This window comes from Microbacterium sp. 8M, from assembly GCF_902506375.1.
GTDB lineage: Bacteria > Actinomycetota > Actinomycetes > Actinomycetales > Microbacteriaceae > Microbacterium.
Genome location: NZ_LR733284.1, coordinates 2,815,008 through 2,841,703 on the forward strand (window position 1 = coordinate 2,815,008; position 26,696 = coordinate 2,841,703).

Genomic DNA, 26,696 nt, shown 5'->3' on the forward strand with positions numbered 1-26,696 from the left:
ACAGGCTCAGGGACAGGGCGGCGAACCGCCCGGAATCAGCCTAGGCGGTGATGCGCTCGCGCACGAGGGGGCCGCGCTCGATCGGCGCGGCGCCGATCTCCCAGGCGCCCTCGACGGCCTGGAGGGCGCGCTCGAAGCGCGCCGGGTCGTCGGCGGAGAGCGTGAACACCGGATCCCCTGCGCGCACCGCGTCGCCCGGCTTGACGTGCAGGTCGATGCCCGCGGCGAACACCACGGCATCCTCCGCGCGCGCCCGTCCGGCGCCGAGCCGCCACGCGCCGATCCCGAAGGGCAGCGCGTCCATGCGGGTGATGAACCCGTCGGCGCCCGCGGTGACCGTGTGCGTCTCGCGCGGCAGCGGCAGGGCCGCGTCCGGGTCGCCGTCCTGGGCGCGGATCATGGCCTTCCAGGAATCCATGGCCCGACCGTCGTCCAGCGCCTTCTCGACATCCGCGTCGGGCTGGCCGCTCAGCGCCAGCATCTCCCGGGCGAGCGCGAGGGTGAGCTCGCGCACATCGGCGGGACCGCCGCCGGCGAGCACCTCGATGGATTCGCGCACCTCGTTCGCATTGCCGATCGCGAGGCCCAGCGGCACGTTCATGTCGGTGAGCAGCGCGGTCGTGGACACGCCTGAGTCGGTGCCGAGCTCGACCATGGTGCGAGCCAGCTCGCGCGCCCGGTCGATGTCCTGCATGAACGCGCCGGACCCGAACTTCACGTCCAGGACGAGCGCGTCGGTGCCCTCGGCGATCTTCTTCGACATGATGCTCGACGCGATCAGCGGGATCGCCTCGACCGTGCCGGTGACGTCGCGCAGGGCGTAGAGCTTCTTGTCGGCGGGGGCGAGGCCGGATCCGGCGGCGCAGATCACCGCGCCGACATCGCCCTGCAGCTGCGCGAACATCTCCTCGTTGCTCAGCGCCGCGCGCCAGCCGGGGATCGACTCGAGCTTGTCGAGCGTGCCCCCGGTGTGACCGAGGCCACGACCGCTGAGCTGGGGCACCGCGACCCCGAAGCTCGCCACGAGCGGCGCCAGGGGCAGGGTGATCTTGTCGCCGACACCGCCGGTGGAGTGCTTGTCGACGGTCTTCTTGCCTAGGGCGGCGAAGCTCATCCGCTCCCCCGACGCGATCATCGCGTCGGTGAGCACGCGGATCTCGTCGCGCTCCATGCCGCGCTGGAACACGGCCATCGCGAACGACGCCATCTGCGGATCCGTGACGTAGCCGCGGGTGTACGCGTCCACCATCCATCGCAGGGCCGGCTCGGGAACGGCTCCGCCATCGCGCTTGATGCGGATGACGTCCACCGCGTCGAAAGGCTCCACCGTGCTCATCGGGCGTTCTCCAGATCTCTCGGCCCGAACGCGTCGGGCAGCACTTCATCGATCGTCCTGATGCCGGAGATCGTCTCCAGCAGCATCCCGGGCGCGGAGTGCTCATACAGCAGCTGCCGGCACCGGCCGCACGGCATGATCGTCTCGCCGTCGCCGTTCACGCAGAGGAACGCGATCAGCCGTCCCCCGCCCGACATGAACAGGTCGCCCACCATCGCGCACTCGGCGCACAGCGTGACGCCGTAGGACGCGTTCTCGACGTTGCAGCCGGAGACGATCCGCCCGTCGTCGACGAGCGCGGCGGCGCCCACCCGGTAGTGCGAGTACGGCGCGTAGGCCTTCTGCTGCGCCTCGTCCGCGACGCGACGCAGCTCATCCCAGTCGATGTCCACCGGATCCTCCTAGGCCTTGATGTACGGCTTGCCGGAGGCCGCCGGCCCGCGGATCTGCCCGACGAACCCGACGACGGCGAGCACCGTGACCAGGTACGGCAGCATGAGCATGAACTCGCTGGGGATGGGCGTCTTCAGCACCGACAGCAGGTTCTGCAGGTTAGTCGCGAAGCCGAACAGCAGGGCCGCCAGAGTGGCGCGCACCGGATCCCAGCGCCCGAAGATCACGGCGGCGAGGGCGATGAAGCCGAGGCCCGCCGTCATGTCCTTCGTGAACTGAGGGACGGAGACGAGCGTGAAGTACGCACCGCCGACGCCGGCGATCGCGCCTGCCAGCAGCACGTTCCAGAACCGGGTCGGATTGACCTTGATGCCCACGGTGTCCGCCGCCTGGGGGTGCTCGCCCACGGCGCGCAGGCGCAGGCCCCACCGGGTGCGGTACATTCCCCAGGCGACCAGGGCGACCGTGGCGTACATCAGGTACACCAGGAACGTCTGGTTGAACAGCGCAGGCCCGATGACCGGGATGTCGCTGAGCACCGGGATCTTCACCAGGGAGAAGCGCGTCGCCGTGTTCAAGGTCTGTCCGTTGGGCGCGAGCACGGCGCCGTAGAGGAAGCCGGTCAGTCCGGAGACGAACACGTTCAGCACGACACCGACGATGACCTGGTCGACGACGTAGCGGATCGCGAAAGCCGCGAGCACGAAGGCGACCACCACGCCGCCCAGCATCGCGCCGATGAGCCCCACGAAGGCGTTGTGCGTGACCGACGACAGGATCGTCGCGGTGAACGCGCCGAGCAGGAACTGGCCCTCGATCGCGACGTTCACCACGCCCACGCGCTCACCGATCACGCCGCCGAGCGCACCGAACACGAGCGGCACAGCGAGGGACACGGATCCGCCGAGGAGCCCCGCCAGCGTGATCGCGCCCGACGCGCCCGCTCCGGACCAGGTGAGGAACGCGGTCATGGCGAGCGCCGCGTACACGATCGGCAGCCACAGTCCGAACCGGCGGTAGCCGAGTGCGGCGACCAGGGCGGCGACGGCGAGGGCGACGGCGAGCACCCAGGTGACCCAGACCACCGGGCCGGCCGGCACCGCCACGTCGCCGAGCGCGATCACGGCGCCCTTGTCGGCGAGCCGGTACGTCGTGGTGCCGTAGCGCGGCACGAGGAGGAACAGCAGCCCGAGCAGCGCCGCAATGATCAGCAGGGTGACCGGCGACTTCAGGGAGCGCACCTTGACGACGGTCGGCTCTTCGATCGCCGCGGGCGAGGACAGGGAGGTGCTCATGCGGCCGCCGCCTTCGAGTCGGAGGAATCGGTACGGTGCGCGGCCCGCCGCGCCGCGCGACGCGCGCGCGCACGGGGCGAGAGCTCCGCGTCGTCCTTGGGCAGGAAGAAGATCGCGCGCACCAGCGGCGGCGCGGCGATGAACAGCACGATCAGCGACTGCACGACCAGCACGATGTCGACCGGGATCGACTGCAGCGCCTGCATCGGGAAGGATCCGGCCTTGAGCGCACCGAAGAGCAGGCCGGCCCAGAACGTTCCCCAGGCGCGGCTGCGCCCCAGCAGGGCGACCGTGATCGCGGTGAAGCCGATGCCGGCGTCGATGCCGCCGTCGAACCCGCTCGTGATCGTGCTCTGGATCTGGATCATGCCCGCAAGGCCCGCCAGACCGCCGGAGATCAGCATCGCGTAGATGTAGATGCGCGGCACGCTGATGCCCGCCGCCCGCGCGGCGTGCGGGTTCTCCCCCACTGCGCGCATCCGGAAGCCGAGGCTGGAGCGCTCGATCAGCCACCACACGAACACCGTGGCGACGATGACGAGCACGATGCCCAGGTCGAGGTCGCCGAGGCCGGGCAGCTTCGGGAGCTGGCCGCTGGCCGGCGTGGGCCGCGAGATCGGCTGGATCTGGTTCGGCTTCTGCAGCAGCTCCGGGACGCGCACCATCCAGGTGACGAGGTAGAACGCGATGTAGTTGAGCATGATCGTGAGGATCACCTCGTGCGCCCCCGTGCGCGCCTTGAGCAGACCCACCAGGCCGCCCCACAGCGCGCCCGCGACGATGCCGACGATGAGCGTGAGCGGCACCTGGATGATCGCGGGCAAGTCGAGCTGGAAGGTGAACAGCGCGGCGGCCGCGCAGGCGATGAGCATCTGCCCGCGTGCACCGATGTTGAACAGGGCGACCCGGAACGCGACCGCGACGCCGAGTCCCGCGGCGATCAGCGGCACGGCGAAGCCGATGGTGTTGCCCAGCGGCTTGACCGCCGAGGCGAAGTCGGGCGCGGAGAAGTCGATGACGGATCCGGTGAACAGTGCGGAGTAGCCGCCCCACACCGCCGTCCACGCGGCGCCGAGGGTGTCCGTCGGGCGAGCGAAGAAGTAGCCGGATGCGGTCTGCACATCGGGGTTGGTGACCGCGATGAGGACGCCGCCGACGATCAGCGCGAGCAGGATCGCGAGCACGGTGGTGACCGCGCTGCCCCGCAGGATCTCGCGGAGCACCCGGTTCGACACCGGGATCTCCTGGATGTTGCGCGTCGGCGGGGCCGCGGAGATCTGCGGCTCGGCGGGGGCGGGCGCAACGGGTCCGCCGTCGGCGCTCGGCGCCGGCTCGGCCGCCGGGGTCCCGGAGGTGGGCTCGGGTTCGGTGCTCATGCGGCTTCCTCCGTGGGGTTCTCGCCGGCCATCATCAGGCCGAGCACATCGCGTGGGGTGTCCGCCGGGACGATCCCGACGACGCGGCCGCGGTACATCACCGCGATGCGGTCGGCGAGCGCCACCACCTCGTCCAGCTCCGTGGACACCACGATCACCGGGATCCCCGAGTCGCGGGTGGCGACGATGCGCTTGTGGATGAACTCGATGGATCCGACATCGACGCCGCGCGTGGGCTGCGAGGCGAGCAGGAGCTTCAGCTCGCGGTTCAGCTCGCGCGCGATGACGACCTTCTGCTGGTTGCCGCCCGACAGGGATCCTGCGGCCTGACCCGGACCCTGGGTGCGGATGTCGAACTCGGTGATGCGCTCCCGGGCGAACTCGTCGAGAACGCCGCGCCGGATGGTTCCGGCGCTGGTGAAGTACGGATCGTCCGAGCGGTCCAGCATGAGGTTCTCCGCCACCGAGAACGCGCCCACCAGGCCGTCCTCGTTGCGGTCCTCCGGGACGAAGCCGACACCCGCGGCGAGCACCTGATTCACGGTGCGCCCGACGAGCTCGACCCCATCCAGGCGGATCGACCCGCTGGTGCGGGTGTCGAGACCCATGATCGCCTCGGCGAGCTCGGTCTGGCCGTTGCCCTGCACGCCCGCGATGGCGAGCACCTCGCCGGGACGCACCTGGAAGCTCACACCGTCGACGATCACCACGCCGTCGGCGCCGATCACGCGGAGATCGCTGACGATCAGCCCTTCGCCCTCCCCGATCCGCGGGGGATCCTTGTGCACGGTCAGCTCGACCGCGCGGCCGACCATCATGGAGGCGAGCTCGGTGTTGGAGGACTGCGGGTCGGCCTCGCCGACGACCTTGCCGAGCCGGATGACCGTGATCCGGTCCGCGATCGCGCGGACCTCGCGCAGCTTGTGGGTGATGAAGACGATCGCCGTGCCCTCGTCGCGCAGCTGCTTCATGATCCCCATGAGCTCGTCCGTCTCCTGCGGGGTGAGCACGGCGGTGGGCTCGTCGAACACGAGCACCTTCGCGTCGCGGCTGAGCGCCTTGATGATCTCCACGCGCTGCTGCACGCCGACCGGCAGATCGCCCACGATCGCGTCGGGGTCGACCTCGAAGCCGAAGCGCGCGGCCACCGCGCGCACGTGCTCGCGCGCGGCGGCGATGTCGAGCACGCCGAGGCCCTTGGACTGCTCGTGGCCGAGCATCACGTTCTCGGCGACGGTGAACACGGGGATCAGCATGAAGTGCTGATGCACCATCCCGATGCCGGCGGCCATCGCGTCGCCCGGACCGCGGAAGTGCTGGGGCACGTCGTCGAGCAGGATCTCGCCCTCGTCGGCCTGGTACAGGCCGTAGAGCACGTTCATCAGGGTGGATTTGCCGGCGCCGTTCTCGCCCAGAAGGGCGTGGATCTCGCCGGGCTCGACGACCACGTCGATGTGGTCGTTGGCGACGAGGGATCCGAAGCGTTTCGTGATGCCGCGCAGCTCAAGCTTCATATCAGTGACCTTATCCGGGGGCCTCGGAGGCGGGAAAGAGCGCGGGACGCCCCGCTCCGCGCGTCGCGCCGGAGCGACGACGGCGGAGCGGAGACGTCCCGCGCCAGGTGAGGGTGATTACTTCGGCGAGCTGGGCGAGGAGACCTTGATCTCGCCCTTGATGATCTTCTCCTGCAGGGCCTTCAGCTCATCGGTGAGACCCTTCGGGAGCTTGCTCTCGAAGTCGTGGAAGGAGGACAGGCCGACGCCGTTGTTCTCCAGCGTGCCGACGTACGGGGTCGCGTCGAACGAGCCCTTGGCGGTCTCGGTCACCGTGGTGTACACGGCGTCGTCGATGCGCTTCATGATCGACACCAGGATCTGGTCGGCGACCGACGGGTCGGCGACGGCGAGGTCGGAGTCGACACCGAGCATCACGGTCTTCTTGCCGCTGTCCTTGATGGCGGCGCTGGCGGACAGGTAGATCGGGCCGCCGACGGGCAGGATCACGTCGACGCCCTGGTCGAGGATGCCCTGCGCGGTCTGCTTCGCGGTGTCGTTCGCCTTGAACTCACCGGTGAAGGAGCCCTTCTGCGCGTCCTTGTCCCAGCCGAACGACTCGACCTTGACGCCCTTGTCCTCGTCGTACTTCTTCACGCCGTCGACGAAGCCGTCCATGAAGATCGTCACCGGCGGGATCTGCATGCCGCCGAAGGTGCCGACCTTGTTCGCACCGGCCTGCGCCGACCACGCCGCAGCGGCGTAGCCGCCGAGGTACGCCGCCTGAGCGGTGTCGAACAGCAGCGGCTTGATGTTCGGCGCGTCCGGCTTGCCGTCGTTGTTGGTGTCGGCGATGGAGTCGATGATGCCGAAGTCGATCTTCGGGTTCGCCTGCGCGGCCGTGGAGATGGCCGCGTCGAGCTTGAAGCCCACGCCGATGATCAGCGTGCACTTGCCGGCGATCAGCGAGTCGATGTTGCTCTTGTAGTCGTTGTCCGACTTCGACTCGGTGGTGATCGGCTTGACGCCGAGCTCCTTGCCGGCCTTCTCGATGCCGTTCTTGGCCGACTCGTTGAAGGACTTGTCGTTGAAGCCGCCGCTGTCGGAGACGAGGCAGGGCTTGAAGTTCGCGTCAGCGGGCTTCGCGCCGCCGCTCGAGCCGGCCGGAGCAGGAGCGGATCCGCATCCTGCCAGGGCGACGATGACACCGGCCGCGACGGTCGCGCCGATCAGCTTCTTTGTGAGGGAGATGGTCACTCGGGCCTCCAGAAAACGAGCCCGCGGCCATCGCGGGACACTTGAAAGTTACCGACTGTGACGAAGATCGGGCATCCTCGTCCGCGTCGCTGGACTCAATGGTTACAAACATGAGATCACATGCGCTTGTCGCTGCTCAGATGAGCGCGCCCACACCACGTGCCCTGCTTTTGTGCAGACTCGTGCGCATCTGCGGGTGAAGCGGCACTCGGTGGCGCGCCCGGCCGGACGCCTCAGAGCACGTCGCCGCGCCCGTTGAGCTTGAGCGACTCGACCACGCCCTTCACGCGCTGCGCGTGCTCCGTCGTGGTGACGAGAAGCGCATCGGGGGTGTCCACGACGACGATGTCCTGGACTCCGACGAGGCTGATCACCCGGGAGGTCTGGCTGACCAGGATCCCGCTGGCCGCGTCGGAGAGCACCCGGGCGGAGGGCCCCAGGACGGCGAGGTCGTTCTTGCGCCCGTTCAGGATGAGCTTGGTGAGCGAGGCGAAGTCCCCGACGTCGTCCCAGTCGAAGTGACCGGGCACCACGGCCAGCCGGCCGCTCTCGGCCGCCGGCTCGGCGACCGCGTAGTCGATGGCGATCTTCGGCAGGGCGGGCCACACCCTGTCGACCACGGGACCGCGGCGTTCGCGGTCGTCCCACGCCTCGGCCAGCTCGATGAGCCCGGCGTGCAGCGCGGGCTGGTGCCGTTCGAGCTCGGCCAGGAGCACGTCGGCACGGCTGATGAACATGCCGGCGTTCCAGAGATAGCTGCGATCCGCGACGTACGTCCGCGCGGTGGCCAGATCGGGCTTCTCGACGAAGCGCTCCACCAGCGACGCCTCTCTGGCCCCGTCGACGACGATCTCCGCGCCCTGCTTGATGTATCCGAATCCGACGGCGGGCTCGGTCGGAGTGATGCCGATCGTGACGATGTAACCCCGTCGCGCCACCTCGACGGCGTCGCGCACGGCGAACTCGAAGACCCGGGTGCCGCGGATGACGTGGTCGGCGCTGAAGGATCCGATGATCACATCGGGATCGCGCCGGTGCAGAATCGCCGCCGCAAGGCCGATCGCCGCAGCCGACTCGCGCGGTTCCGACTCCAGGAACACGTTCCGGTCCGGGATGCCCGGGAGCTGGGCCTCGACCGCGGCGCGATGGGCGCGCCCCGTGACGACGGCGATCCGGTCGGGACCGGCGAGCGGCACCAGGCGGTCCCAGGTGTCGCGCAGCAGCGACTGTCCTGACCCGGTCAGGTCATGCAGGAACTTCGGCGCATCGGCGCGCGACAGCGGCCACAGCCTGCTCCCGATGCCTCCGGCGGGGATGACGGCGTAGAAGTCGGGGATGGGCTCGCGCATGAGCCCAGGCTATCGGGGCGGGTCCTCACCCATGCGTTTTCCGTGACGTCCCCCGGGCGCGGGTCCGCCCGCCGACTCGATCGCATCCGTGCATGGAAACGATCGCAGATGCGCATACCTGCTAAGGCTCCCCTTCGTCGCTCTCAGCGAGATGACAGGAATAGGATGAGGGGGATCGGACGCCAGCGCGCCGCGATCCGCCGCTTAGATCAGGGAGGACGACTGTGTCCGCAAGCACGCGCTTGACACCTTCGATTGCGGAAACCACGTCCAAGACGCCGCGCGGCACCCTCTACCGGGGTCGCGAAGGCATGTGGTCGTGGGTTCTGCATCGCATCACCGGAATCGCCATCTTCTTCTTCCTCCTGGTGCACGTGCTGGACACGTCGCTCATCCGGGTGTCGCCGGAGGCGTACAACGCGGTCCTCGGCACGTACAAGAACCCGATCATGGGTCTCGGCGAGACGGTGCTCGTGGCGGCCATCGTGTTCCACGCGCTGAACGGGCTGCGGATCATCCTCGTCGACGTCTGGTCGAAGGGCGCGCAGTACCAGAAGCAGATGTTCTGGATCGTGATCGGCCTGTGGCTGGTGCTGCTGGCCGGCTTCGTGCCGCGCCACCTGATCAACGTGTTCTCTCACGTGGGAGGTGCGAGCTGATGGCCGCCGACGTCTTCACCACTCAGCACCTCGCCGCTGCGCGCCGCAACAAGGGCGTGAACTGGGAGAAGTGGGGCTGGATCTACATGCGCGTATCGGGCGTCGTGCTCGTCGTGCTGATCTTCGGCCACCTGTTCGTCAACCTGATGCTCGGCGAGGGAATCCACGCACTGGACTTCGCCTTCGTCGCCGGCAAGTACGCCACTCCCTTCTGGCAGTGGTGGGACGTGCTGATGCTGTGGCTGGCCCTCATCCACGGCGCGAACGGCATGCGCACGGTCGTCAACGACTACGTGGGCCACGCCGGCGTCCGCAAGACGCTGCTCGTCGTGCTGGGTCTGGCCGCCGCGCTGCTCATCCTCCTCGGCACCCTGGTCGTGTTCACCTTCGACCCGTGCAACGGCGTGTTCGAGAGCGGCGCCATGTGGGACACCTGCAAGGCGCTGGGCAAGTAGCCGGCCGTCCCGAGCGATCAGCGCGAGAGATCCAGACAGAGAACAGGGCAGGAACCAGTGACCACTGAGACCCAGGATTCCGTCGTCAAGAACGGCGTGCACCACCATCAGTTCGACATCGTGATCGTCGGCGCCGGCGGCGCCGGCATGCGCGCGGCGATCGAGGCCGGCCCCGGCGCGAAGACCGCGGTGATCTCGAAGCTGTACCCCACGCGCTCCCACACGGGCGCGGCGCAGGGCGGCATGGCCGCGGCGCTCGCGAACGTCGAGGAGGACAGCTGGGAGTGGCACACGTTCGACACCGTCAAGGGCGGCGACTACCTCGTCGACCAGGACGCGGCGGAGATCCTCGCGAAGGAGGCCATCGACGCGGTCATCGACCTCGAGAACATGGGCCTGCCCTTCAACCGCACCCCTGAGGGCAAGATCGACCAGCGCCGTTTCGGCGGGCACACGGCCGAGCACGGCAAGACTCCTGTGCGCCGGGCCTGCTACGCGGCCGACCGCACCGGGCACATGATCCTGCAGACGCTGTTCCAGAACTGCGTCAAGCTCGGCATCAACTTCTTCAACGAGTTCTACGTGCTCGACCTCATCACGGTGAAGGACGAGGCCGGCAAGACCGGGATCGCCGGCGTCGTCGCCTACGAGCTCGCCACCGGCGAGCTGCACGTCTTCCACGCCAAGGCCGTGATCTTCGCGACCGGCGGCTTCGGCAAGATCTTCAAGACCACCTCCAACGCGCACACCCTCACCGGTGACGGCGTCGGGATCGTGTGGCGCAAGGGCCTGCCCCTGGAGGACCTCGAGTTCTTCCAGTTCCACCCCACCGGACTCGCCGGCCTCGGCATCCTGCTCACCGAGGGCGCCCGCGGTGAGGGCGCGATCCTGCGCAACGCCTCGGGCGAGCGCTTCATGGAGCGGTACGCCCCCACGATCAAGGACCTCGCCCCGCGCGACATCGTCGCCCGCTGCATGGTGCAGGAGGTCGCGGAGGGCCGCGGCGCCGGCCCGCACAAGGACTACGTGCTGCTGGACTGCACGCACCTGGGCGCCGAGGTGCTGGAGACCAAGCTCCCCGACATCACCGAGTTCGCCCGCACCTACCTCGGCGTGGACCCGGTCGTCGAGCCCGTTCCGGTGATGCCGACCGCGCACTACGCGATGGGCGGGATCCCGACGAACAACAACGGCGAGGTGCTCGCCGACAACGACACCATCGTCCCCGGCCTGTACGCCGCGGGAGAGTGCGCCTGCGTCTCCGTGCACGGCGCGAACCGCCTGGGCACGAACTCGCTGCTGGACATCAACGTGTTCGGCAAGCGCTCGGGCCGCAACGCGGTCGAGTACGTCAAGACCGCTGACTTCCTGCCCCTCCCGGAGCACCCGGAGAAGGACGTGCAGGACATGCTCGAGGGCCTGCGCAACAACGCCGGCACCGAGCGCATCGCCGTGCTGCGCAAGAAGCTGCAGGAGGAGATGGACCGGGGCGCCCAGGTGTTCCGCACCCACGACTCCCTCCAGCACGTGCTCGGCGTGATCGCGGAGCTGCGCGAGCGCTACAAGAACGTGCACGTCGACGACAAGGGCCACCGGTTCAACACCGACCTCCTCGAGGCCGTCGAGCTGGGCTTCCTGCTCGACATCGCCGAGGTCGTCGTCTACGCCGCGCAGAATCGCGAGGAGAGCCGTGGCGGCCACATGCGCGACGACTTCCCGAAGCGCGACGACGAGAACTACATGAAGCACACGATGGCGTATCTGACCGGCGACCCGCACTCGTCGACGCCGAGCGACCACATCAAGCTCGACTGGAAGCCGGTCGTCTTCACGAAGAACGAGCAGGGCGAGTTGAACTACCCGCCGATGGAGAGGAAGTACTGATGTCCGCCGTCGCCACGGAAACCGCCGCAGAGGCCGTCGTCGAGGACACCGGCGTGCAGTCGTTCCTCGTCACGTTCAACATCCGTCGCTTCGACCCCGAGGTCGACAGCGAGCCGCACTGGGTCGACTACGACGTGGAGCTGTACTCGACCGACCGCGTACTCGACGCGTTGCACAAGATCAAGTGGGAGGTGGACGGATCCCTCACCTTCCGCCGCTCCTGCGCGCACGGCATCTGCGGATCCGACGCCATGCGCATCAACGGCCGCAACCGCCTCGCCTGCAAGACGCTGATCAAGGACCTGGACATCTCCAAGCCGATCTACGTCGAGGCCATCAAGGGTCTCCCCCTGGAGAAGGATCTCGTCGTCGACATGGATCCGTTCTTCGAGGCGTACCGCGAGGTCAAGCCCTTCCTGCTCGCCAAGAGCGAGCCGGAGAAGGGCAAGGAGCGCGTCCAGTCGATCGTGGAGCGCGAGCGCTTCGACGACACCACCAAGTGCATCCTGTGCGCCGCGTGCACCTCGTCGTGCCCGGTGTTCTGGACCGACGGCCAGTACTTCGGCCCCGCGGCGATCGTGAACGCGCACCGCTTCATCTTCGACTCGCGCGACGACGCGGCCGATGTGCGCCTGGACATCCTCAACGACAAGGAGGGCGTGTGGCGCTGCCGCACGACCTTCAACTGCACCGAGGCGTGCCCGCGCGGCATCGAGGTCACCAAGGCCATCGCGGAGGTCAAGCAGGCGATCCTGCGGGGCCGCCCCTGAACCCGCGGTCCCCGAGCCCGTCGAAGAGGCGCCGTCCCCCTGGGGCGGCGCCTCTTCCGGTCCCTGAGCGAGCGCAGCGAGACGACGGGACGGCATCGCTAGGGTGAGTGCGTGGCGGATACCGATGCGGAGCTGAGGGCGCGGCTCGAGGCGCCGATCGAGCGCGCCGCGGCACTCACCCGGCGCACGATGCGCGCGTTCCCGATCAGGGTGTGGCGTCGGTTCCTGCAGCAGGGCGGCTTCCTGCTGTCCGCCGGCATGAGCTATCAGGGCCTGTTCGCGGTGTTCGGGCTGCTCTACATCGCATTCGCCTCGGCCGGGCTCTGGCTCGGCGGCAGCGAGAGGGCGATCGCCCTGCTCACGGCGGTCGCGAACAGCTACATCCCGGGCATCATCAGCGATCACGGTCTCGTCCACCCCGAAGACGTGCAGTCGCTCGCCGCCGACGCCGGCGGGGTGCTGAGCATCACCGGCGTCGTCGCCGCGGCCGTCGTCGCATGGACCGCCGTCACCGCGATCACCTTCACCCGCCGGGCGGTGCGCGGCATGTTCCGACTGCCGTACGACGACCGCAGCATCGTGCTGCTGAAGCTCCGCGACGGCCTGGCCGGAGGGCTGTTCGGGCTCGCGCTGCTGGTCGGATCCGTCCTGGGCTTCGCCGGGGTCTGGGCTCTGCGTCAGGTGCTGGATCTGTTCGGGTGGCATCTCGGCGCTCTCGCGTGGGATCTGCTCACCCGCGCCGCGTCAGTGGTGGTGATGTTCGTGATCGGCTCCGCGGCGATCGCGCTGCTGGTGCGCTTCCTCACCGGGACCGCGCTCGCGTGGCGCACGATCCTGCCTGGGGCGATGCTCGGCGGCGCGGCGGTCACGGTGCTGCAGCTCGGCGCCGGCCTTCTGCTCACGCACACCCCGGGTAACCCGCTGCTGGCGACGTTCGCGGTGGTCGTGGCGATGCTGCTGTGGTGCCGCTGGGTGTCGATCGTCGTCCTCGTGGCGGCCGCGTGGATCGCCCTCACCGCCGAGGATCGCGGCGAGCCCCTGCAGGACGCCGCAGAGAGAGCGCCCGCTCCCCCGGGCCGCCGTGTCCGAGGTGCTCGTTAGGCTGGATCCATGCCCCATCTGCGTATCGCCACGGTCAACGTCAACGGGATCCGCGCCGCGGTCCGCAACGGAATGCACACCTGGCTCGACACCGCAGACATCGACGTGCTGACCCTCCAGGAGGTGCGCGCGCAGGACGAGCACCTCGAGGCGGCCTTCCCCGGGTGGTCGATCCTGCACGACGAGGCCTCCGCGAAGGGACGCGCCGGTGTGGCGGTGCTGAGCCGCGAGCCCGCGCTCGCCTCGCGCACGGCGCTCGGGCCCGACGACTTCGATTCGAAGGGCCGCTGGCTGGAAGCCGACTTCGTGCTCGGCGGCGTCCCGCTCACCGTCGTCAGCGCCTATGTGCACAGCGGCGAGGCGGACACCCCGAAGCAGGACGAGAAGTGGAAGTTCCTCGACGCGATGACCGTCCGCATGGGCGAGCTCGGCGCCGACGGCGCGCTGGCGCTGGTGACGGGCGACCTGAACGTCGGGCACCGGCCTCTCGACATCCTGAACTGGAAGGGGAACGTCAAGAAGGCCGGCTTCCTCGCGCGGGAACGGGCCTACTTCGACCGGTTCCTGGGCGCCGCGGGCGAGCCCGTCGTCGGCCAGGAGGGCATCGGGCGGGGAATGGTGGGCCAGCTCAGCGACACGCGGCCCTACGTGACGGAGGGCGGCGGCAAGGGCCTCGGCTGGGTCGACGTCGGACGCGCCGCAGCCGGCGAGGTCCCCGGCCCGTACACCTGGTGGACGATGCGCGGGCAGGCGTTCGACAACGACTCCGGCTGGCGGATCGACTACCACCTCGCCACCGCTCCCCTGGCGGAGCGCGCCACCAACTACCGGGTCGCCCGCGCCGCGAGCTACGCGGAGCGCTGGAGCGACCACACCCCCGTCATCGCCGACTACACGTACTGACGCCGAGGCGGTCGGGCGCCCCGGCGAGCCCGCATAGGATTGAACGGTGACGAAACCCCGCCTCTACTCCGGAATGCAGCCCTCCGCCGACTCCCTCCAGGCCGGCAACTACATCGGGGCGCTGCTGCAGTGGCGGGACCTGCAGAGTTCCTACGACGCCTTCTTCTCCGTCGTCGATCTGCACGCGCTGACCCAGCCGAACGACCCCGCCGAGCTCCGCGAGAAGACCCGGCGCACGGCCGCGCAGTACATCGCCGCGGGCATCGAGCCTTCGAAGTCGACGCTGTACGTGCAGTCGCACGTGCGCGCGCACGCCGAGCTCGCCTGGATCCTGTCCACCATCACCGGCTTCGGCGAGGCCGGCCGGATGACCCAGTTCAAGGACAAGTCGGCGCGGTACGGCACGGACGCGACCTCGGTCGGACTGTTCACGTACCCGGTGCTCATGGCCGCGGACATCCTGCTCTACCAGACCGACGTCGTGCCCGTCGGCGACGATCAGAAGCAGCACGTCGAGCTGACCCGCGACCTCGCGGAGCGCTTCAACTCGCGCTACGGCGAGGCGTTCGTGGTGCCGATCCCGGTGATCCAGAAGGACACCGCACGCATCTACGATCTGCAGAACCCGACGTCGAAGATGTCGAAGTCGGCCGAGTCGGACGCCGGCGTGCTGTGGCTCCTGGACGACCCGGCGAAGTCCGCGAAGAAGATCATGCGCGCGGTGACCGACAACGAGGGCTCGGTCCGCTACGACCGCGAGAACAAGCCCGGCGTCTCCAACCTGCTGACCATCTACGCGGCGCTCACCGGGCGCCAGATCGCCGCGATCGAGGACGAGTACGCAGGCCGCGGCTACGGCGACTTCAAGAAGGGCCTGGCCGAGGTCGTCGTGGACGAGTTCGGCCCGGTCCGCGAGCGGGCGAACGAGCTGCTGGCCGACCCTGCCGAGCTGGACCGGATCCTCGCCGCCAACGCCGCCCGCGCGGACGAGGTCGCCGACAAGACCCTGGCGGACGTGTACGACCGGGTCGGGCTGCTCCGCCGGGTCTGAGCCCGGGGCGGCCCTAGGCTGAACCGATGGAACCGGTCGAACTGCGCACATCGCGTCTCACCCTGCGAGCGCCCGCATCCGCGGATGTCGACGCGATCACGGCGGCATGCCAGGATCCGGACATCGCTCGCTGGACGACGGTGCCGAGCCCGTATTCCCGCGCGGACGCCGAGGACTACGTCCGCAACGCCGCCGAATGGTGGGACGACGGTTCTCAGACGGTCTGGATCGCGCACGCCGGCGCGGAACTCGTCGCCTCGATCGGGCTGCACCACATCGTCGCGCATCCGACCGGCGGCGACGCAGAGCTCGGCTACTGGGTCGCCGCATCCGCGCGCGGCCGCGGGTACCTCACGGAGGCCGCGCGCGCGGTGATCGACTGGGGCTTCGCCGACCTCGGCCTCGCCCGCATCCGCTGGCGAGCGGTCGTCGGCAACGTCCCCTCGGCGCGCAGCGCTCGGGCGCTCGGGTTCCGCTACGAGGGGCTGCTGCGGCAGGGGTTGGCCGGTCCGCGCGGTCGTGACGACGGCTGGAGCGCAGCGCTCCTGCGCACCGACGACCGAGGCCCCGTGGACTGGCCGATCGATCTCGGCTGATCCGCAGCAGCCCCGATGTCGTCGACCGGTGGCAGGATGAACCCATGCCGGAGATGCCAGAGGTGCAGGGGCTGGTCGACTTCCTCGCGCAGCGCGCGGTCGGCCTGACGATCACTCGCGCCTCGGTGTCGGCGATCTCGGCCCTCAAGACGTACGACCCGCCGATCACGGCCCTTCCCGGATCCACCGTGCGCGCCGCCGCGCGGCGCGGCAAGTTCCTTGACCTGACGCTCGAGAGCACCGCCGAGCCGCAGCTGCACCTCGTCTTCCACCTGGCCAAGGCGGGCTGGCTGCGCTGGTACGACGAGCTGCCGACGACGCTGATCCGGCCGGGGAAGTCCCCGATCGCGCTGCGGGTCGCGTTCGACGACGGCAGCGGGTTCGACCTCACCGAGGCCGGCACCAAGAAGTCGCTCGCCGTGTACGTCGTGCGGGATCCGGCGGATGTCCCCGGAATCGCCCGGCTCGGTCCGGATCCGCTCGACCCCGCCTTCACCCGCGACGCCTTCGCCGCCCTGCTCGCGGGGCGCCGCACGCAGATCAAGGGCCTGCTGCGCGACCAGGGCGTGATCGGCGGGATCGGCAACGCCTACTCGGACGAGATCCTGCACGCGGCGAAGATGTCGCCCTACGCGCCGGCCGGCGGTCTCGGCGAGGACGACGTGACGCGGCTGTACGACGCGATGCAGACGACACTGCGCGAGGCGGTGACCGCGGCGAGCGGCAAGCCGCCGGCCGACCTCAAAGACTCGAAGCGCCGCCGCATGCAGGTGCACGCCCGGCGCGGGGAGAAGTGCCCCGTCTGCGGCGACACCGTGCGCAGCGTGTTCTTCGCCGACCGCTCGCTGGAGTACTGCCCCACCTGCCAGACGGGCGGCAAGGTGCTCGCGGACCGCCGGCTGTCGCGGCTGCTGAAGTAGCCGGGAACGACATGAGCCGTCACAGATGCATCCGCCGGAATGAAACCGGCATCCGCGCGTTGACTAAGCTGAGAGCAACACAACGTGCTCCGGGGTCGGTGAGAATCCGAACCGGCGGTGACAGTCCGCGAACCGAGGATCCGACAGGGATCCGAGGCCGATCCGGTGGAATTCCGGAACCGACGGTGATGCGAGCCAGCGCTCGCGAGTCCGGATGAGAGGCAGCACGCACGATCGTCGTGCGCCCGACCCCGGTGACCTGGATCTGGACGAGGAAACGACATGACGGCGACAGCGGCGGAGCGCGCGGCGATGACGCACGCCCTCGAGATCGCGCGCCGCGGCCCCCGGGGCCTGAACCCGCAGGTCGGCGCCGTGATCCTCTCCCCCGCCGGCGACGTCCTCGCCGAGGGGTGGCACCGAGGCGCGGGCACCCCGCACGCCGAGGTCGACGCGCTCTCGAAGCTCACGCCCGCCGAGCTGCGCGGCGCGACGGCGGTCGTCACCCTCGAGCCGTGCAACCACGCCGGCCGCACCGGGCCCTGCGCTCAGGCGCTCATCGATGCCGGAGTGGCCCGCGTCGTCTACGCGCTGGACGACCCCGGTCTCGTCTCCGGCGGGGGCGCCGAGCGGATGCGCGCGGCCGGCATCGACGTCGAAGCCGGAGAGCAGGCCGACGCCGCGCACGCGCTCATCGACGACTGGCTGACCGTGCAGCGCCTCGGCCGCCCGCACGTGACGGTGAAGTGGGCGCAGAGCCTCGACGGCCGCGCCGCCGCTGCGGACGGATCCAGCCAGTGGATCACCGGTCCCGATGCGCGCGCCGACGTGCACCGCCGCCGTGCGGCCGCCGACGCGATCGTGGTCGGCACGGGCACCGTGCTCGCCGACGACCCGGCGCTGACGGCGCGCGACGGTGACGCGCTGATGCCGCATCAGCCGATCCCCGTCGTGATCGGCACCCGGGAGACCCCGGCCGACGCCGCCGTGCGCCGGCACCCGCACGAGCCCCTGTTCTACGCCGGCCACGACCTGGGCGCAGTGCTCGCCGAGCTGCGCGAGCGCGGCGTGCAGCGCGTGTTCGTCGAGGGCGGGCCGACGCTGGCCAGCGCGTTCCTCGCCGCGGGTCTCGTAGACGACGTGCTCGCCTACCTGGCGCCCGTCCTGCTCGGCGGCCCCCGGCTCGCGCTCACCGACATCGGGGTGGCCTCGATCGGCGAGGCCCGGCGCCTGACGGTGACCGAGTGGCTGCCGCTCGGAGAAGACCTGCTGGCGATCGCGCGCCCGGCGGCTCCGGACAGCGCGCCGGACGCCGCCACCGGGCCCGCCGTCGAGCGCATCGCGCACGCAGCCACCGCGCCGGCGGCCGAGAACACCTCCAGGAACGAAGGAGACGCCTGATGTTCACCGGAATCATCGAGGAGATCGGCGAGATCACCGCGATCGCGCCCGCGGGCGACGGCTGGCGGCTGACCGTGCGCGCCCCGAAGGCCGCGGCCGATGCGGTGCACGGCGAGTCGATCGCCGTGAGCGGCGTGTGCCTGACCGTGGTGGGATCGACCGCCGACACCTTCGACGCCGACGTCATGAAGCAGACTCTCGACGTCGCCGCCATCGGCACCGCGACCGTGGGAACCCGCGTCAACATCGAGAAGGCGATGACGGTCGGCGCGCGCCTGGGCGGCCACATCGTGCAGGGCCACGTCGACGGAGTCGGCGAGGTGCTCGAGGTGCGACCCGGCGAGCAGTGGAGCGTGCTGCGGATCTCCCTGCCGGCCGACCTCGCCCCCCTCGTCGTCGACAAGGGATCCATCTCGGTCGACGGCACGTCGCTGACGGTCAGCGCGGTGAGCGAGCCCTCCGCCCCTTCGACAGGCGCAGGGACCGGGCACTGGTTCGAGGTGTCGCTCATCCCGGAGACCCTCGCCGCGACCACCCTCGGATCCCGTGCCGTCGGCGACCGCGTGAACCTCGAGACCGATATCCTCGCCCGGCACGTCGAGCGGCTGCTCGCGTTCCGTGCCACAGGCTCCGGCGCCGACCGCGCCGCCACACCGGAAGGAGGCTCGCGATGAGCCTTTCCACCATCGAAGAGGCGCTGGAGTCGCTCCGCGCCGGTCGCCCCGTGCTGGTCGCGGACGACGAGAACCGCGAGAACGAGGGCGACGTCATCCTGTCGGCCGAGCTCGCCACCCCCGAGTGGATCGCGTGGACGGTGCGCTGGACCTCCGGCTACCTGTGCGCGCCCATGCCGGCGGACATCGCCGACGGGCTGAACCTCCCGCCGATGGTCGAAGCCAACGAGGACGCACGCAGCACGGCGTACACCATCAGCGTCGACGCGGCGTCCGGGGTCACCACCGGTATCAGCGCCGCCGACCGCGCCCGCACGCTGAACGTGCTCGCGGACGCGTCATCGACGCCGGCCGATCTCATCCGCCCCGGCCACGTGCTGCCGCTGCGCGCCGTCGACGGCGGCGTTCGTGAGCGCGGCGGTCACACCGAGGCCGCCGTGGAACTGATGCGCCTCGCAGGGCTGCGCCCGATCGGCGCGATCGCCGAGGTCGTGGCGGAGGACGGCAGCATGATGCGTCTGCCCGGCCTCCTGGAGCTCGGCGAGCGCGACAGGATCCCCGTGATCACGATCGAGCAGCTGATCACCCACCTCAACGAGGTCGACCCGCGGGACGAGGCCGATTGCGTGGCGAACAACACGCGTCGCCGGGTGAGCCTGCGCGCGGACGCCACCGTCCCCACCACGCACGGCGTGTTCCGGTTCCTCGCCTACAAGGACCGGATCACCGGCACCGACCACATCGCCGTCGTCTCCGGCGAGCCCTCCGAGACCGCGCTCGTGCGCGTGCACTCCGAGTGCCTGACCGGCGAGGCGTTCGGATCCCTGAAGTGCGAGTGCGGTCCGCAGCTCGAGGCGGCGCTCGACGCCATCGAGCAGGAGGGCGGCATCGTCATCTACATGCGCGGGCACGAGGGACGCGGCATCGGCTTGATCAACAAGCTGCGCGCCTACGCGCTGCAGGAGGAGGGCCTCGACACCGTCGATGCGAACCTCGCCCTGGGCCTGCCGGCCGACGCCCGCGACTATGCGGCCGCGGCCGGGATCCTGACGGACCTGGGAGTCAAGAAGGTGCGTCTGCTCACGAACAACACGGACAAGGTCGCGCAGCTGCGCGGGCTCGGCCTGGACGTGGTCGAGCAGGTGCCGCTCATCGTCGGCGTCGGGCCAAACAACCACCAGTACCTCGAGACCAAGCGCGACCGCATGGGTCACATCATCGGCGCGTCCGACCTCGCCGCCGCCCTGGCGGCGAACGGCGCGGGCGCAGGAAAGGACGACGCATGAGCGGCGCAGGAGCACCCAGCACCGGAGGATTCGACGCGAGCGGCCTGAACGTCGTGATCGTCGCCGGCACCTGGCACGAAACGATCACCAACGGCCTCATCGCCGGCGCGCAGAGCGTGCTCGAGGAGACCGGCGCGAACCACCGGCTGGTGCGGGTACCCGGCTCGTTCGAGCTCGCCGTGGCCGCCCAGGCGGCGTTCGCGGGCGGAGCGGACGCCGTCGTCGCGCTGGGCGTGATCATCCGCGGCGGCACGCCCCACTTTGAGTACGTCTCAGCGGCGACCACCGACGGCCTCACCCGGGTCTCACTGGACGCCGGCAAGCCCGTCGGCTTCGGCGTGCTCACGCTGGACGACGAGCAGCAGGGGCTGGACCGCGCCGGTCTTGAGGGCTCCAAGGAGGACAAGGGCGCCGAGGCGGCCGACGCAGCCCTGCGCACGGCTCAGGTCATCCGGTCGCTGCGCGGCTGACCCTGGGCCTCAGGCGCGCCTGCCTGGCGCGACTGCGCCCTCGGGCCTAGCCTGGGGTCATGCAGACCCTTCGCGAGATCGTCGTCTTCATCCACCTGATCGGCTTCGCCACGCTGTTCGGAGCCTGGCTGGCCCAGGCGTTCGGGGGCAAGCGCCAGTTCACGCAGCTCATGAACGTCGGCCTCGCGATCGCCGGTGTCGCGGGTCTCGCGCTCGCGGCCCCCTGGGGCATCGACTGGACGCCCGGGATGAGCTTCTACATCAAGATCACGGTGAAGCTCGTGGTCCTGATCGTCATCGGCGCCCTGCTCGGCATGGGCATGGGCCGCCAGAAGCGCGGCGAGGCGGTGCCGGCCGGCATGTTCTGGGCGGTGGGAATCCTCGCACTGCTGAACGCCGGGCTCGGGTTCTTCTGGCACTGAGCCGTCCTGCATAGATCCTCGCGAAGGAGGGATCCGGTCGCGCGGATCCCTCCTTCGCATTTGCGCCTCCCGTCGTCACACTCCGCCGCGCACGCGTGTCCACCTGTGTGTGCGCTGAACGCCGGGCGTAGACTCCCTCTGCTCGCCGAGCCTGGGGACACGGCGAACGCATTCGACGCACCGACCGGAGGACCGCATGAGCACCGCCACGACCGCACCCGCCAATCCCAGATCGCGGGTGATCCTCGCCAGCCTCATCGGCACGACGATCGAGTTCTACGACTTCTACGTCTACGCCACCGCCGCGGTGCTCGTCTTCCCGATCCTGTTCTTCCCGACGGGCAACGACACCACGGCCCTCCTCGCCTCCTTCGCCGTGTTCGGCGCGGCAATGGTCGCCCGGCCGATCGGCGCCATGGTCTTCGGCCACTTCGGCGACCGTTACGGACGCAAGGCGACCCTGGTCGCCTCGCTGCTCACCATGGGCATCGCGACCTTCCTGATCGGCGTGCTGCCGACCTTCCAGCAGATCAACTGGTGGGCAGCGCTGCTCCTGCTCATCCTGCGGCTGGCCCAGGGCTTCGCGCTCGGCGGGGAGTGGTCGGGCGCGGCTCTCGTGGCCACCGAGAACGCGCCGGAAGGCAAGCGCGCCTGGTACGGATCCTTCCCGCAGCTCGGCGCCCCGCTCGGCTTCATCATCGCGAACGGCCTGTTCCTCATCATCAACGCCCTGCTGCCGCACGCCTCGGATCCGACGCAGAAGTCCGAGGCGTTCCTGAGCTGGGGCTGGCGCGTGCCGTTCCTGTTCTCGGCGGTCATGGTCGTCATCGGTCTGTGGGTGCGGCTGAAGCTCGTCGAGTCCGACACGTTCAAGCGCGCCGAGGACTCCGGGGTGATCCGCAAGCTGCCCCTCGCGACCGTGTTCCGGCATCACTGGAAGCACCTGATCCTGGGCACGTTCGTGATGCTCGCCACCTACGTGCTGTTCTACTTGATGACGAACTTCACGCTCTCCTTCGGCACCAAGCCGTTCTCGGTCGAGGTCGCCTCGGCCGCCGCGCAGAAGGCGGCAGAGGCCAAGGGCGCGCCGTTCGATCCGGCCGCGTTCGCCGCGCAGTTCTACCCGGGCCAGGGCTTCGGCTACACCGACTTCGTGGTGATGCAGATCGTCGGCGTCGTGTTCTTCGGCATCTTCACGCTCGTATCCGGCCCCTGGGCCGACCGCGTCGGTCGCCGCAAGCTGCTGATCTGGACCACGGTCGCGATCATCCTGTTCGGCTTCACGTTCCCGCTCTTCCTGGGCCAGCACGCCGGTGAGCCGTTCGCCGTCGTCCTGACGCAGTCGTTCCTGATCCTCGGCTTCCTGCTGATGGGCATCACGTTCGGCCCGATGGGAGCCCTCCTGCCCGAGCTGTTCCCGACGAACGTCCGCTACACGGGCTCCGCCGTCGCGTACAACGTCTCCTCGATCCTCGGTGCGGCCGTCGCCCCGCTCATCGCCGTGTGGCTGTGGCAGGTGGCCCACGGCTCCCCCGTGCTCGTCGGCATCTACCTCTCGGCCATGGCCGTGCTGACCCTGATCGCGCTGATCCTGATCCCGGAGACCAAGGATCACGCGTACGAGGACGACCTCGGCGTGCCGACGCTGCCCTGAGCCGGCGGCCGTCCGCCGACGGCGGAACCGAATCCGTCAACATTCATTGACAAGGCCTCCTCGCGTCAACCAGCATTGACGCGAGGAGGCCTTCATGATGAAGACGGCGAACGATCTGGATCCCCAGGGCGAGCCCCTCGCCGAGTTGCATCGGCTGGTAGCAGCTCGGCGCGACATCGCGCGCGCCGAGGAGGTGCAGGTACGCCGCGCCCGCGCCAGCGGCTATTCGTGGCAGGCGATCGCGAGTGCGCTGGGCACCACCCGCCAAGCGGCGCACCGCCGGTTCGGCCGCCGCTGACACGTCCGCTGCGCCCTGGGGCGCTACGCGTACTCGGCGACGATCCGCCGGGCAGTGCCGTCCAGAGTCATGCGGCCGCCGTACGGCAGGATCCACTGAGGCCTGGTGTGCCCGAACGGCACGCCGACGCACACGACCGCGCCGGGGTTGTAGCGCGCGAACGCGGTGAGCACCGCGTCCCGTTGCGCCTCCCGCAGTGCTGCACGGTCCGCGGCAGGAGGGCGGACGTCGTGAGTGCTCACCGGCGGCCGGGCGACGACCGCTCCAGAGACGCGGCCGAGCAGCCCCCTCTCCCCGTACGCGCGCAGCTGCTCGGCGACGGCCGCGGCCGGGGTGAGCCGCTCGCTCGTCTCCAGCAGCAGGATCACGCCGTCGAGCTGCTCAGGCGGCGGGAATCGGTCGGCGAGTGCGAGCTGCGCGAGAACCTCGACGCAGCCGCCCCACGTGGTCGCCGAGATGCGCTCGGCAGGCCCGGCCCACACCCAGTCCTCCGTGGCTTCGCGCTCCCCATATGCCTCGAGCGCCGCCCGCGACTCCCAGCGCGGCCCGAAGTCCTCCGACTCCCCCGGCTCGGTGAGCTCGAGCGCACCGCCGTCGAGCAGTGCGGCGCGCAGCGAGCGGGCGTGGATCTCATCCACGCCCGGCCCCGCGCCCAGATGCACCTGCGTCGACCCGCCGTAGAAGCCCGCCACGCCGTGCCGCCACAGCCAGTTCAGGATGTTCGTGTTGTCGCTGTAGCCGAGGAACGGCTTCGGATCGGCGTGCGCCAGATCCGGATCCAGGTGGCGGGTGACGAGGATCTGATCGCTGCCGCCGATGGTCGCCAGGATCGCCCGGATGGACGGATCCGCGAACGCGGCGTTCACATCCGCTGCCCGCTGCTCGGGACTCGCGTCGAGGAGTCTCGTGGTCGGGTACTCCACGGGGATGAGCCCGGTGAGTTCGGCAAGCCGGCGCATCGCCTGCTCGTGGATCGCTGGGGACACCGCCGGTGCGGCGAAGGCCGGGGACAGCACTGCGACGCGGTCGCCGGGGCGGGCCTGGGGCGGGAGGAGCATCGACCCAGCCTAGGCGCGCGGAACCGGGTCAGCCGATCGGGTCTCCGGCCCAGCGCAGAACCCGCAGCGCCCGCAGGGTGACCCAGCGGCTCGGGAAGCCCTCGAACTCGCCCTCCATGGCGAACGGCGTGGGTCCTTCATGCGTGTTCTCGAGCAGCCACGAACCGTCGGGGCCGCGCTTGGACCGCAGCAGCGCGAGTGCCTCGACGCAGCGGTCGTCGCCCTCGGGACGGGTCTGCCGGAGGTGGTCGAGCGCCCGCAGCACGTCGTAGTACCAGCGCACCGGGTAGGACGTCATCGTGAAGCGCGGGTCGATGACCTCCCCCGTGCTGCGCCGCCGGAACAGGTGCCGCTCCAGCAGGTACTCCTCGCCCGCGATCCGGGCTCGGCGCACGTCATCGGATCCGCCATCGGCCTGCTCCCATGCCCAGAGGCCCTCGATCACGCAGATCGTGGAGTGCAGCGAGGACACGGTCGCGCCGCGATCGTCCCAGCAGTTCCAGCCGCCGTCCGCGAGCTGGCCCGCGAGGAGCTTCGCCAGCACGATCTCACCCGGCTCGCCGAAGTAAGCGGCGTTGCTCAGCACCACGCCGTTCACGCAGGCCTCGGTCTCGCCCTCGAAGTAGCTCCCGCCACCGTCGATGTCCCACCGCACGTGCTCCCGCAGGAGGCGCACCGCCTGGCGCACCCGGTCGTCCGCCGGATCCACCCCGTAGTCGACCAATTGCTGCACGCTGAAGTGCGTCGCCGTCCACGCGTCGTACATCGGACGGTCCGGATCGACCCAGCCGGGGCGGTAGACGCCGCCATCCCACAGCCCATCGTCGGCCTGCAGCGCCAGGAGCCGTGCGCCCCAGCCTTCGCGCGCCACGCGCGCTCGCTCCGCGGCCACCGCATCCGGCGCGGCGTCGGTGAGGTCGCGCAGGACTTGCCAGCGGATCGACGGATCCCCTTCGAGCAGGTATTCGATGACGTCCATGACTGCGACGCTACCTCGCATCGGGGGCGAGGTCAGAAGGGTGGTGGGTCGGTGGTGTGGTGGCCGGTGGGTGTGGTGACTTCGACGGTGCGGTCGGGCCGGCTGCGGTAGATCATCCGGGTGCGGTGGTGGCGGGTGTGATCCGCCGGGCACAGCGGACGCAGGTTCCCGATATCGGTCGGCCCGCCGCGGGCCCACATCCGTTCGTGGTCGAGGTCCGCGTCCAGGGCGAGCCGGTCGCAGCCGTCGCGGGCGCAGGTGCCGTGCTGCAGCACCAGCCAGTCCCGCTGCGCCTTCGTCGGCCGGTAGGTGCGGCGGTCCATGTCCAGGACCACCCCGCGGACCGGATCCGTGATCACCCGCCGGAACCCGGACGCATCCAGGAACGCCTGCCGCGCGGTCACCGCATCGATCGGCCCGTGCCCGACCAGCTGCGCCCGCGTCGCCGACGCGACCGGGTTCCCGACAACCGGGCCCACCGCAGCGACTGCAGCAGCCGTCCCGACCCCGGACGCCGCGGTGCGGCCACAGACACACCCATCCCCGGTGAGCAACCCGACCGGCACCGTCACGAACACCGTCGTGGTCACCGCCATGTCCGTGCCCGCCCCGGTCAGCCAGCCGCAGAACAGATCCGCCCGCACCTGGACCCGAAAGCGACGGCCGCGTTCGTTCTTCTGCAGGTGCTTCGCCGCGGACGTCAACCGCCGTCTGATCGCGACCGCCTGCACCGTCGGCACCAACGCCATCAACCAGGTCATGCCATCGTCGGCCTCCTCGAGCACCACCCACCGGTCTGCCATGCCCCGCGCATGCTTCTGCTCCGCCGGGGCCGGATCGAGCCGCTCCACAAGCACCCTCAAACGCCGCCGGAACGCGCCGACCGGCAGATGCAACGCCCACTCCGACGCCGCCCGATCCACCAGCCCGATCGCCTCCGCCGCATACTCCCGCGCCACCGGATCCGCCCCCACCGGGGCCCGCAACCGCAGCACCGCACCGACCGCGGCCTCCACGAACCGCAACCCGGCGAACCCGTCCCGCGCCCGCTCCCACAACAACGGCAGGAACTCCCGCGCCGTCTCCGCGGTGCACAGCAGCGACCGCACCTCGTTCTCCGACACCTGCAACCGCAACGCGATATCGAACACCACCGCCCGCACCGCATGCTCCACATCATCCGCACGATCGCCGACCGTGTAGATCTCCGGATGCCGACGCGTCAACGCCACCGCCTCGAGGATCCCCTCCGCCCGCGCCACGGCACGCCGGTTGATCGCGACATCGTCCTCCTGCAACCGATCCAAAAGCACCCGCGCGACCACATCCTCCCCCACCACCTCACGCACACCCGCTTCGTGCGGGGCGGGGATCGGAGTGGTGGAGGCCATGCCCCAGTTTAGCACTTATGTTCGAAGAACAGAAGAACTGATCCGCGGAATCACACCGAAATCCGCGGGAAGACGACGTCATCCCGACGAATGTGCCGGACACACGAACGCGGCGGCAGGATGCCGGGGACCACTCAGCTTTTCGTCCCTGGCATCCCGCCGCCGCGGGTCTTGGTGGATCCGGCTCCCGCCCGTTCTGGGCGAGGAGCCGGATCGCGTCTCGGT

The 26,696-nt window shown here is 70.0% G+C and carries 26 protein-coding genes and 1 riboswitch; of the genes, 16 read left to right on the forward strand and 10 right to left on the reverse strand.

Annotated features, from left to right (window positions below; genetic code table 11):
• Positions 1-40: 40 nt before the first annotated feature.
• The 7 genes from AERO9AM_RS13415 to AERO9AM_RS13445 all read right to left on the reverse strand — a co-directional run bounded on the left by AERO9AM_RS13415 (position 41) and on the right by AERO9AM_RS13445 (position 8,499).
• Positions 41-1,336: a thymidine phosphorylase gene (locus AERO9AM_RS13415; RefSeq protein ID WP_159576590.1), complete on the reverse strand. Its 1,296-nt coding sequence runs from the start codon at positions 1,334-1,336 to the stop codon at positions 41-43.
• Entirely contained in the window at positions 1,333-1,728 is a 396-nt protein-coding gene (locus AERO9AM_RS13420) for a cytidine deaminase (RefSeq protein ID WP_159576591.1), read from the reverse strand. Before AERO9AM_RS13420 ends, AERO9AM_RS13415 begins: the two co-directional genes overlap by 4 nt.
• A 9-nt stretch (positions 1,729-1,737) precedes the next feature.
• Positions 1,738-3,024: an ABC transporter permease gene (locus AERO9AM_RS13425; RefSeq protein WP_201298641.1), complete on the reverse strand. Its 1,287-nt coding sequence runs from the start codon at positions 3,022-3,024 to the stop codon at positions 1,738-1,740.
• Positions 3,021-4,400: an ABC transporter permease gene (locus tag AERO9AM_RS13430; RefSeq protein ID WP_159576592.1), complete on the reverse strand. Its 1,380-nt coding sequence runs from the start codon at positions 4,398-4,400 to the stop codon at positions 3,021-3,023. Before AERO9AM_RS13430 ends, AERO9AM_RS13425 begins: the two co-directional genes overlap by 4 nt.
• Positions 4,397-5,914: an ABC transporter ATP-binding protein gene (locus AERO9AM_RS13435; RefSeq protein WP_159576593.1), complete on the reverse strand. Its 1,518-nt coding sequence runs from the start codon at positions 5,912-5,914 to the stop codon at positions 4,397-4,399. The genes AERO9AM_RS13430 and AERO9AM_RS13435 overlap by 4 nt, the downstream gene beginning before the upstream one ends.
• 117 nt (positions 5,915-6,031) lie before the next feature.
• Complete coding sequence (locus tag AERO9AM_RS13440; protein ID WP_159576594.1) at positions 6,032-7,150, reverse strand: BMP family lipoprotein; 1,119 nt, start codon at positions 7,148-7,150, stop codon at positions 6,032-6,034.
• A gap of 233 nt (positions 7,151-7,383) precedes the next feature.
• Positions 7,384-8,499, reverse strand: a complete 1,116-nt coding sequence (locus AERO9AM_RS13445) for a mannose-1-phosphate guanylyltransferase (RefSeq protein ID WP_159576595.1) — start codon at positions 8,497-8,499, stop codon at positions 7,384-7,386.
• A 224-nt stretch (positions 8,500-8,723) separates the two neighbouring features.
• Here AERO9AM_RS13445 and sdhC point away from each other — a divergent pair, with 224 nt between their 5' ends.
• The 16 genes from sdhC (at position 8,724) to AERO9AM_RS13525 (ending at position 23,043) form a co-directional block, all read left to right on the forward strand.
• Positions 8,724-9,158, forward strand: coding sequence for a succinate dehydrogenase, cytochrome b556 subunit (sdhC, locus tag AERO9AM_RS13450; RefSeq protein WP_159576596.1), 435 nt, complete (start codon positions 8,724-8,726; stop codon positions 9,156-9,158).
• On the forward strand, positions 9,158-9,613 hold the full coding sequence (locus tag AERO9AM_RS13455) for a succinate dehydrogenase hydrophobic membrane anchor subunit (protein WP_159576597.1): 456 nt from the start codon (positions 9,158-9,160) through the stop codon (positions 9,611-9,613). The genes sdhC and AERO9AM_RS13455 overlap by 1 nt, the downstream gene beginning before the upstream one ends.
• Positions 9,614-9,670: 57 nt before the next feature.
• Positions 9,671-11,497: a succinate dehydrogenase flavoprotein subunit gene (sdhA, locus tag AERO9AM_RS13460; protein ID WP_159576598.1), complete on the forward strand. Its 1,827-nt coding sequence runs from the start codon at positions 9,671-9,673 to the stop codon at positions 11,495-11,497.
• The gene (locus AERO9AM_RS13465) at positions 11,497-12,267 is read left to right on the forward strand and encodes a succinate dehydrogenase iron-sulfur subunit (RefSeq protein WP_159576599.1); all 771 of its coding nucleotides are present in this window, start codon (positions 11,497-11,499) and stop codon (positions 12,265-12,267) included. The genes sdhA and AERO9AM_RS13465 overlap by 1 nt, the downstream gene beginning before the upstream one ends.
• A gap of 111 nt (positions 12,268-12,378) precedes the next feature.
• Positions 12,379-13,368 (forward strand): YihY/virulence factor BrkB family protein, encoded by a 990-nt coding sequence (locus tag AERO9AM_RS13470; protein WP_236602621.1) that lies wholly within the window; start codon positions 12,379-12,381, stop codon positions 13,366-13,368.
• Positions 13,369-13,377: 9 nt separating this feature from the next.
• A complete protein-coding gene (locus AERO9AM_RS13475) occupies positions 13,378-14,271 on the forward strand; it encodes an exodeoxyribonuclease III (protein WP_159576600.1) in 894 nt (297 codons plus the stop codon).
• A gap of 46 nt (positions 14,272-14,317) precedes the next feature.
• Positions 14,318-15,322: a tryptophan--tRNA ligase gene (gene trpS, locus AERO9AM_RS13480; protein WP_159576601.1), complete on the forward strand. Its 1,005-nt coding sequence runs from the start codon at positions 14,318-14,320 to the stop codon at positions 15,320-15,322.
• Between the two features lie 26 nt (positions 15,323-15,348).
• A complete protein-coding gene (locus AERO9AM_RS13485) occupies positions 15,349-15,918 on the forward strand; it encodes a GNAT family N-acetyltransferase (protein ID WP_159576602.1) in 570 nt (189 codons plus the stop codon).
• A gap of 44 nt (positions 15,919-15,962) precedes the next feature.
• Positions 15,963-16,838: an Fpg/Nei family DNA glycosylase gene (locus AERO9AM_RS13490; RefSeq protein WP_159576603.1), complete on the forward strand. Its 876-nt coding sequence runs from the start codon at positions 15,963-15,965 to the stop codon at positions 16,836-16,838.
• Between the two features lie 81 nt (positions 16,839-16,919).
• A riboswitch (FMN riboswitch) is annotated at positions 16,920-17,069 on the forward strand.
• A 51-nt stretch (positions 17,070-17,120) separates the two neighbouring features.
• On the forward strand, positions 17,121-18,239 hold the full coding sequence (ribD, locus tag AERO9AM_RS13495) for a bifunctional diaminohydroxyphosphoribosylaminopyrimidine deaminase/5-amino-6-(5-phosphoribosylamino)uracil reductase RibD (protein ID WP_159576604.1): 1,119 nt from the start codon (positions 17,121-17,123) through the stop codon (positions 18,237-18,239).
• Positions 18,239-18,913 carry a riboflavin synthase gene (locus AERO9AM_RS13500; RefSeq protein ID WP_159576605.1) on the forward strand — a complete coding sequence of 225 codons (675 nt, stop codon included), beginning with the start codon at positions 18,239-18,241 and terminating at the stop codon, positions 18,911-18,913. The genes ribD and AERO9AM_RS13500 overlap by 1 nt, the downstream gene beginning before the upstream one ends.
• Positions 18,910-20,199: a GTP cyclohydrolase II gene (gene ribA, locus AERO9AM_RS13505; RefSeq protein ID WP_159576606.1), complete on the forward strand. Its 1,290-nt coding sequence runs from the start codon at positions 18,910-18,912 to the stop codon at positions 20,197-20,199. Before AERO9AM_RS13500 ends, ribA begins: the two co-directional genes overlap by 4 nt.
• Positions 20,196-20,669 (forward strand): 6,7-dimethyl-8-ribityllumazine synthase, encoded by a 474-nt coding sequence (gene ribH / locus AERO9AM_RS13510; protein WP_159576607.1) that lies wholly within the window; start codon positions 20,196-20,198, stop codon positions 20,667-20,669. Before ribA ends, ribH begins: the two co-directional genes overlap by 4 nt.
• A 59-nt stretch (positions 20,670-20,728) precedes the next feature.
• A complete protein-coding gene (locus tag AERO9AM_RS13515) occupies positions 20,729-21,091 on the forward strand; it encodes a Fe-S protein (RefSeq protein ID WP_159576608.1) in 363 nt (120 codons plus the stop codon).
• Positions 21,092-21,287: 196 nt separating this feature from the next.
• The gene (locus AERO9AM_RS13520; protein WP_159576609.1) at positions 21,288-22,745 is read left to right on the forward strand and encodes an MFS transporter; all 1,458 of its coding nucleotides are present in this window, start codon (positions 21,288-21,290) and stop codon (positions 22,743-22,745) included.
• A 94-nt stretch (positions 22,746-22,839) separates the two neighbouring features.
• Positions 22,840-23,043 carry an AsnC family protein gene (locus tag AERO9AM_RS13525; protein ID WP_159576610.1) on the forward strand — a complete coding sequence of 68 codons (204 nt, stop codon included), beginning with the start codon at positions 22,840-22,842 and terminating at the stop codon, positions 23,041-23,043.
• Positions 23,044-23,066: 23 nt separating this feature from the next.
• On the opposite strand, the gene AERO9AM_RS13530 is transcribed toward AERO9AM_RS13525, so the two are convergent.
• From AERO9AM_RS13530 to AERO9AM_RS13540, 3 genes are read right to left on the reverse strand one after another with little or no spacing between them, the layout of a single operon-like run.
• Positions 23,067-24,101: a S66 family peptidase gene (locus AERO9AM_RS13530; protein ID WP_159576611.1), complete on the reverse strand. Its 1,035-nt coding sequence runs from the start codon at positions 24,099-24,101 to the stop codon at positions 23,067-23,069.
• A 28-nt stretch (positions 24,102-24,129) separates the two neighbouring features.
• Positions 24,130-25,080 (reverse strand): hypothetical protein, encoded by a 951-nt coding sequence (locus tag AERO9AM_RS13535; protein WP_159576612.1) that lies wholly within the window; start codon positions 25,078-25,080, stop codon positions 24,130-24,132.
• A gap of 32 nt (positions 25,081-25,112) precedes the next feature.
• Positions 25,113-26,471 (reverse strand): HNH endonuclease signature motif containing protein, encoded by a 1,359-nt coding sequence (locus tag AERO9AM_RS13540; protein WP_159576613.1) that lies wholly within the window; start codon positions 26,469-26,471, stop codon positions 25,113-25,115.
• Positions 26,472-26,696 lie beyond the last annotated feature (225 nt).

Excerpts from the sequence above, each read along its gene's own strand:
- AERO9AM_RS13425 (WP_201298641.1), bottom strand. The coding sequence starts at position 3,024 with ATGAGCACCTCCCTGTCCTCGCCCGCGGCGATCGAAGAGCCGACCGTC.
- ribD (WP_159576604.1), top strand. The coding sequence starts at position 17,121 with ATGACGGCGACAGCGGCGGAGCGCGCGGCGATGACGCACGCCCTCGAG.
- AERO9AM_RS13465 (WP_159576599.1), top strand. The coding sequence starts at position 11,497 with ATGTCCGCCGTCGCCACGGAAACCGCCGCAGAGGCCGTCGTCGAGGAC.
- AERO9AM_RS13500 (WP_159576605.1), top strand. The coding sequence starts at position 18,239 with ATGTTCACCGGAATCATCGAGGAGATCGGCGAGATCACCGCGATCGCG.
- ribA (WP_159576606.1), top strand. The coding sequence starts at position 18,910 with ATGAGCCTTTCCACCATCGAAGAGGCGCTGGAGTCGCTCCGCGCCGGT.
- AERO9AM_RS13520 (WP_159576609.1), top strand. The coding sequence starts at position 21,288 with ATGAGCACCGCCACGACCGCACCCGCCAATCCCAGATCGCGGGTGATC.
- AERO9AM_RS13535 (WP_159576612.1), bottom strand. The coding sequence starts at position 25,080 with ATGGACGTCATCGAATACCTGCTCGAAGGGGATCCGTCGATCCGCTGG.
- AERO9AM_RS13430 (WP_159576592.1), bottom strand. The coding sequence starts at position 4,400 with ATGAGCACCGAACCCGAGCCCACCTCCGGGACCCCGGCGGCCGAGCCG.
- AERO9AM_RS13530 (WP_159576611.1), bottom strand. The coding sequence starts at position 24,101 with ATGCTCCTCCCGCCCCAGGCCCGCCCCGGCGACCGCGTCGCAGTGCTG.
- AERO9AM_RS13515 (WP_159576608.1), top strand. The coding sequence starts at position 20,729 with ATGCAGACCCTTCGCGAGATCGTCGTCTTCATCCACCTGATCGGCTTC.
- AERO9AM_RS13490 (WP_159576603.1), top strand. The coding sequence starts at position 15,963 with ATGCCGGAGATGCCAGAGGTGCAGGGGCTGGTCGACTTCCTCGCGCAG.
- AERO9AM_RS13445 (WP_159576595.1), bottom strand. The coding sequence starts at position 8,499 with ATGCGCGAGCCCATCCCCGACTTCTACGCCGTCATCCCCGCCGGAGGC.
- AERO9AM_RS13525 (WP_159576610.1), top strand. The coding sequence starts at position 22,840 with ATGATGAAGACGGCGAACGATCTGGATCCCCAGGGCGAGCCCCTCGCC.
- AERO9AM_RS13540 (WP_159576613.1), bottom strand. The coding sequence starts at position 26,471 with ATGGCCTCCACCACTCCGATCCCCGCCCCGCACGAAGCGGGTGTGCGT.
- AERO9AM_RS13475 (WP_159576600.1), top strand. The coding sequence starts at position 13,378 with ATGCCCCATCTGCGTATCGCCACGGTCAACGTCAACGGGATCCGCGCC.
- AERO9AM_RS13435 (WP_159576593.1), bottom strand. The coding sequence starts at position 5,914 with ATGAAGCTTGAGCTGCGCGGCATCACGAAACGCTTCGGATCCCTCGTC.
- AERO9AM_RS13415 (WP_159576590.1), bottom strand. The coding sequence starts at position 1,336 with ATGAGCACGGTGGAGCCTTTCGACGCGGTGGACGTCATCCGCATCAAG.
- ribH (WP_159576607.1), top strand. The coding sequence starts at position 20,196 with ATGAGCGGCGCAGGAGCACCCAGCACCGGAGGATTCGACGCGAGCGGC.
- AERO9AM_RS13485 (WP_159576602.1), top strand. The coding sequence starts at position 15,349 with ATGGAACCGGTCGAACTGCGCACATCGCGTCTCACCCTGCGAGCGCCC.
- AERO9AM_RS13455 (WP_159576597.1), top strand. The coding sequence starts at position 9,158 with ATGGCCGCCGACGTCTTCACCACTCAGCACCTCGCCGCTGCGCGCCGC.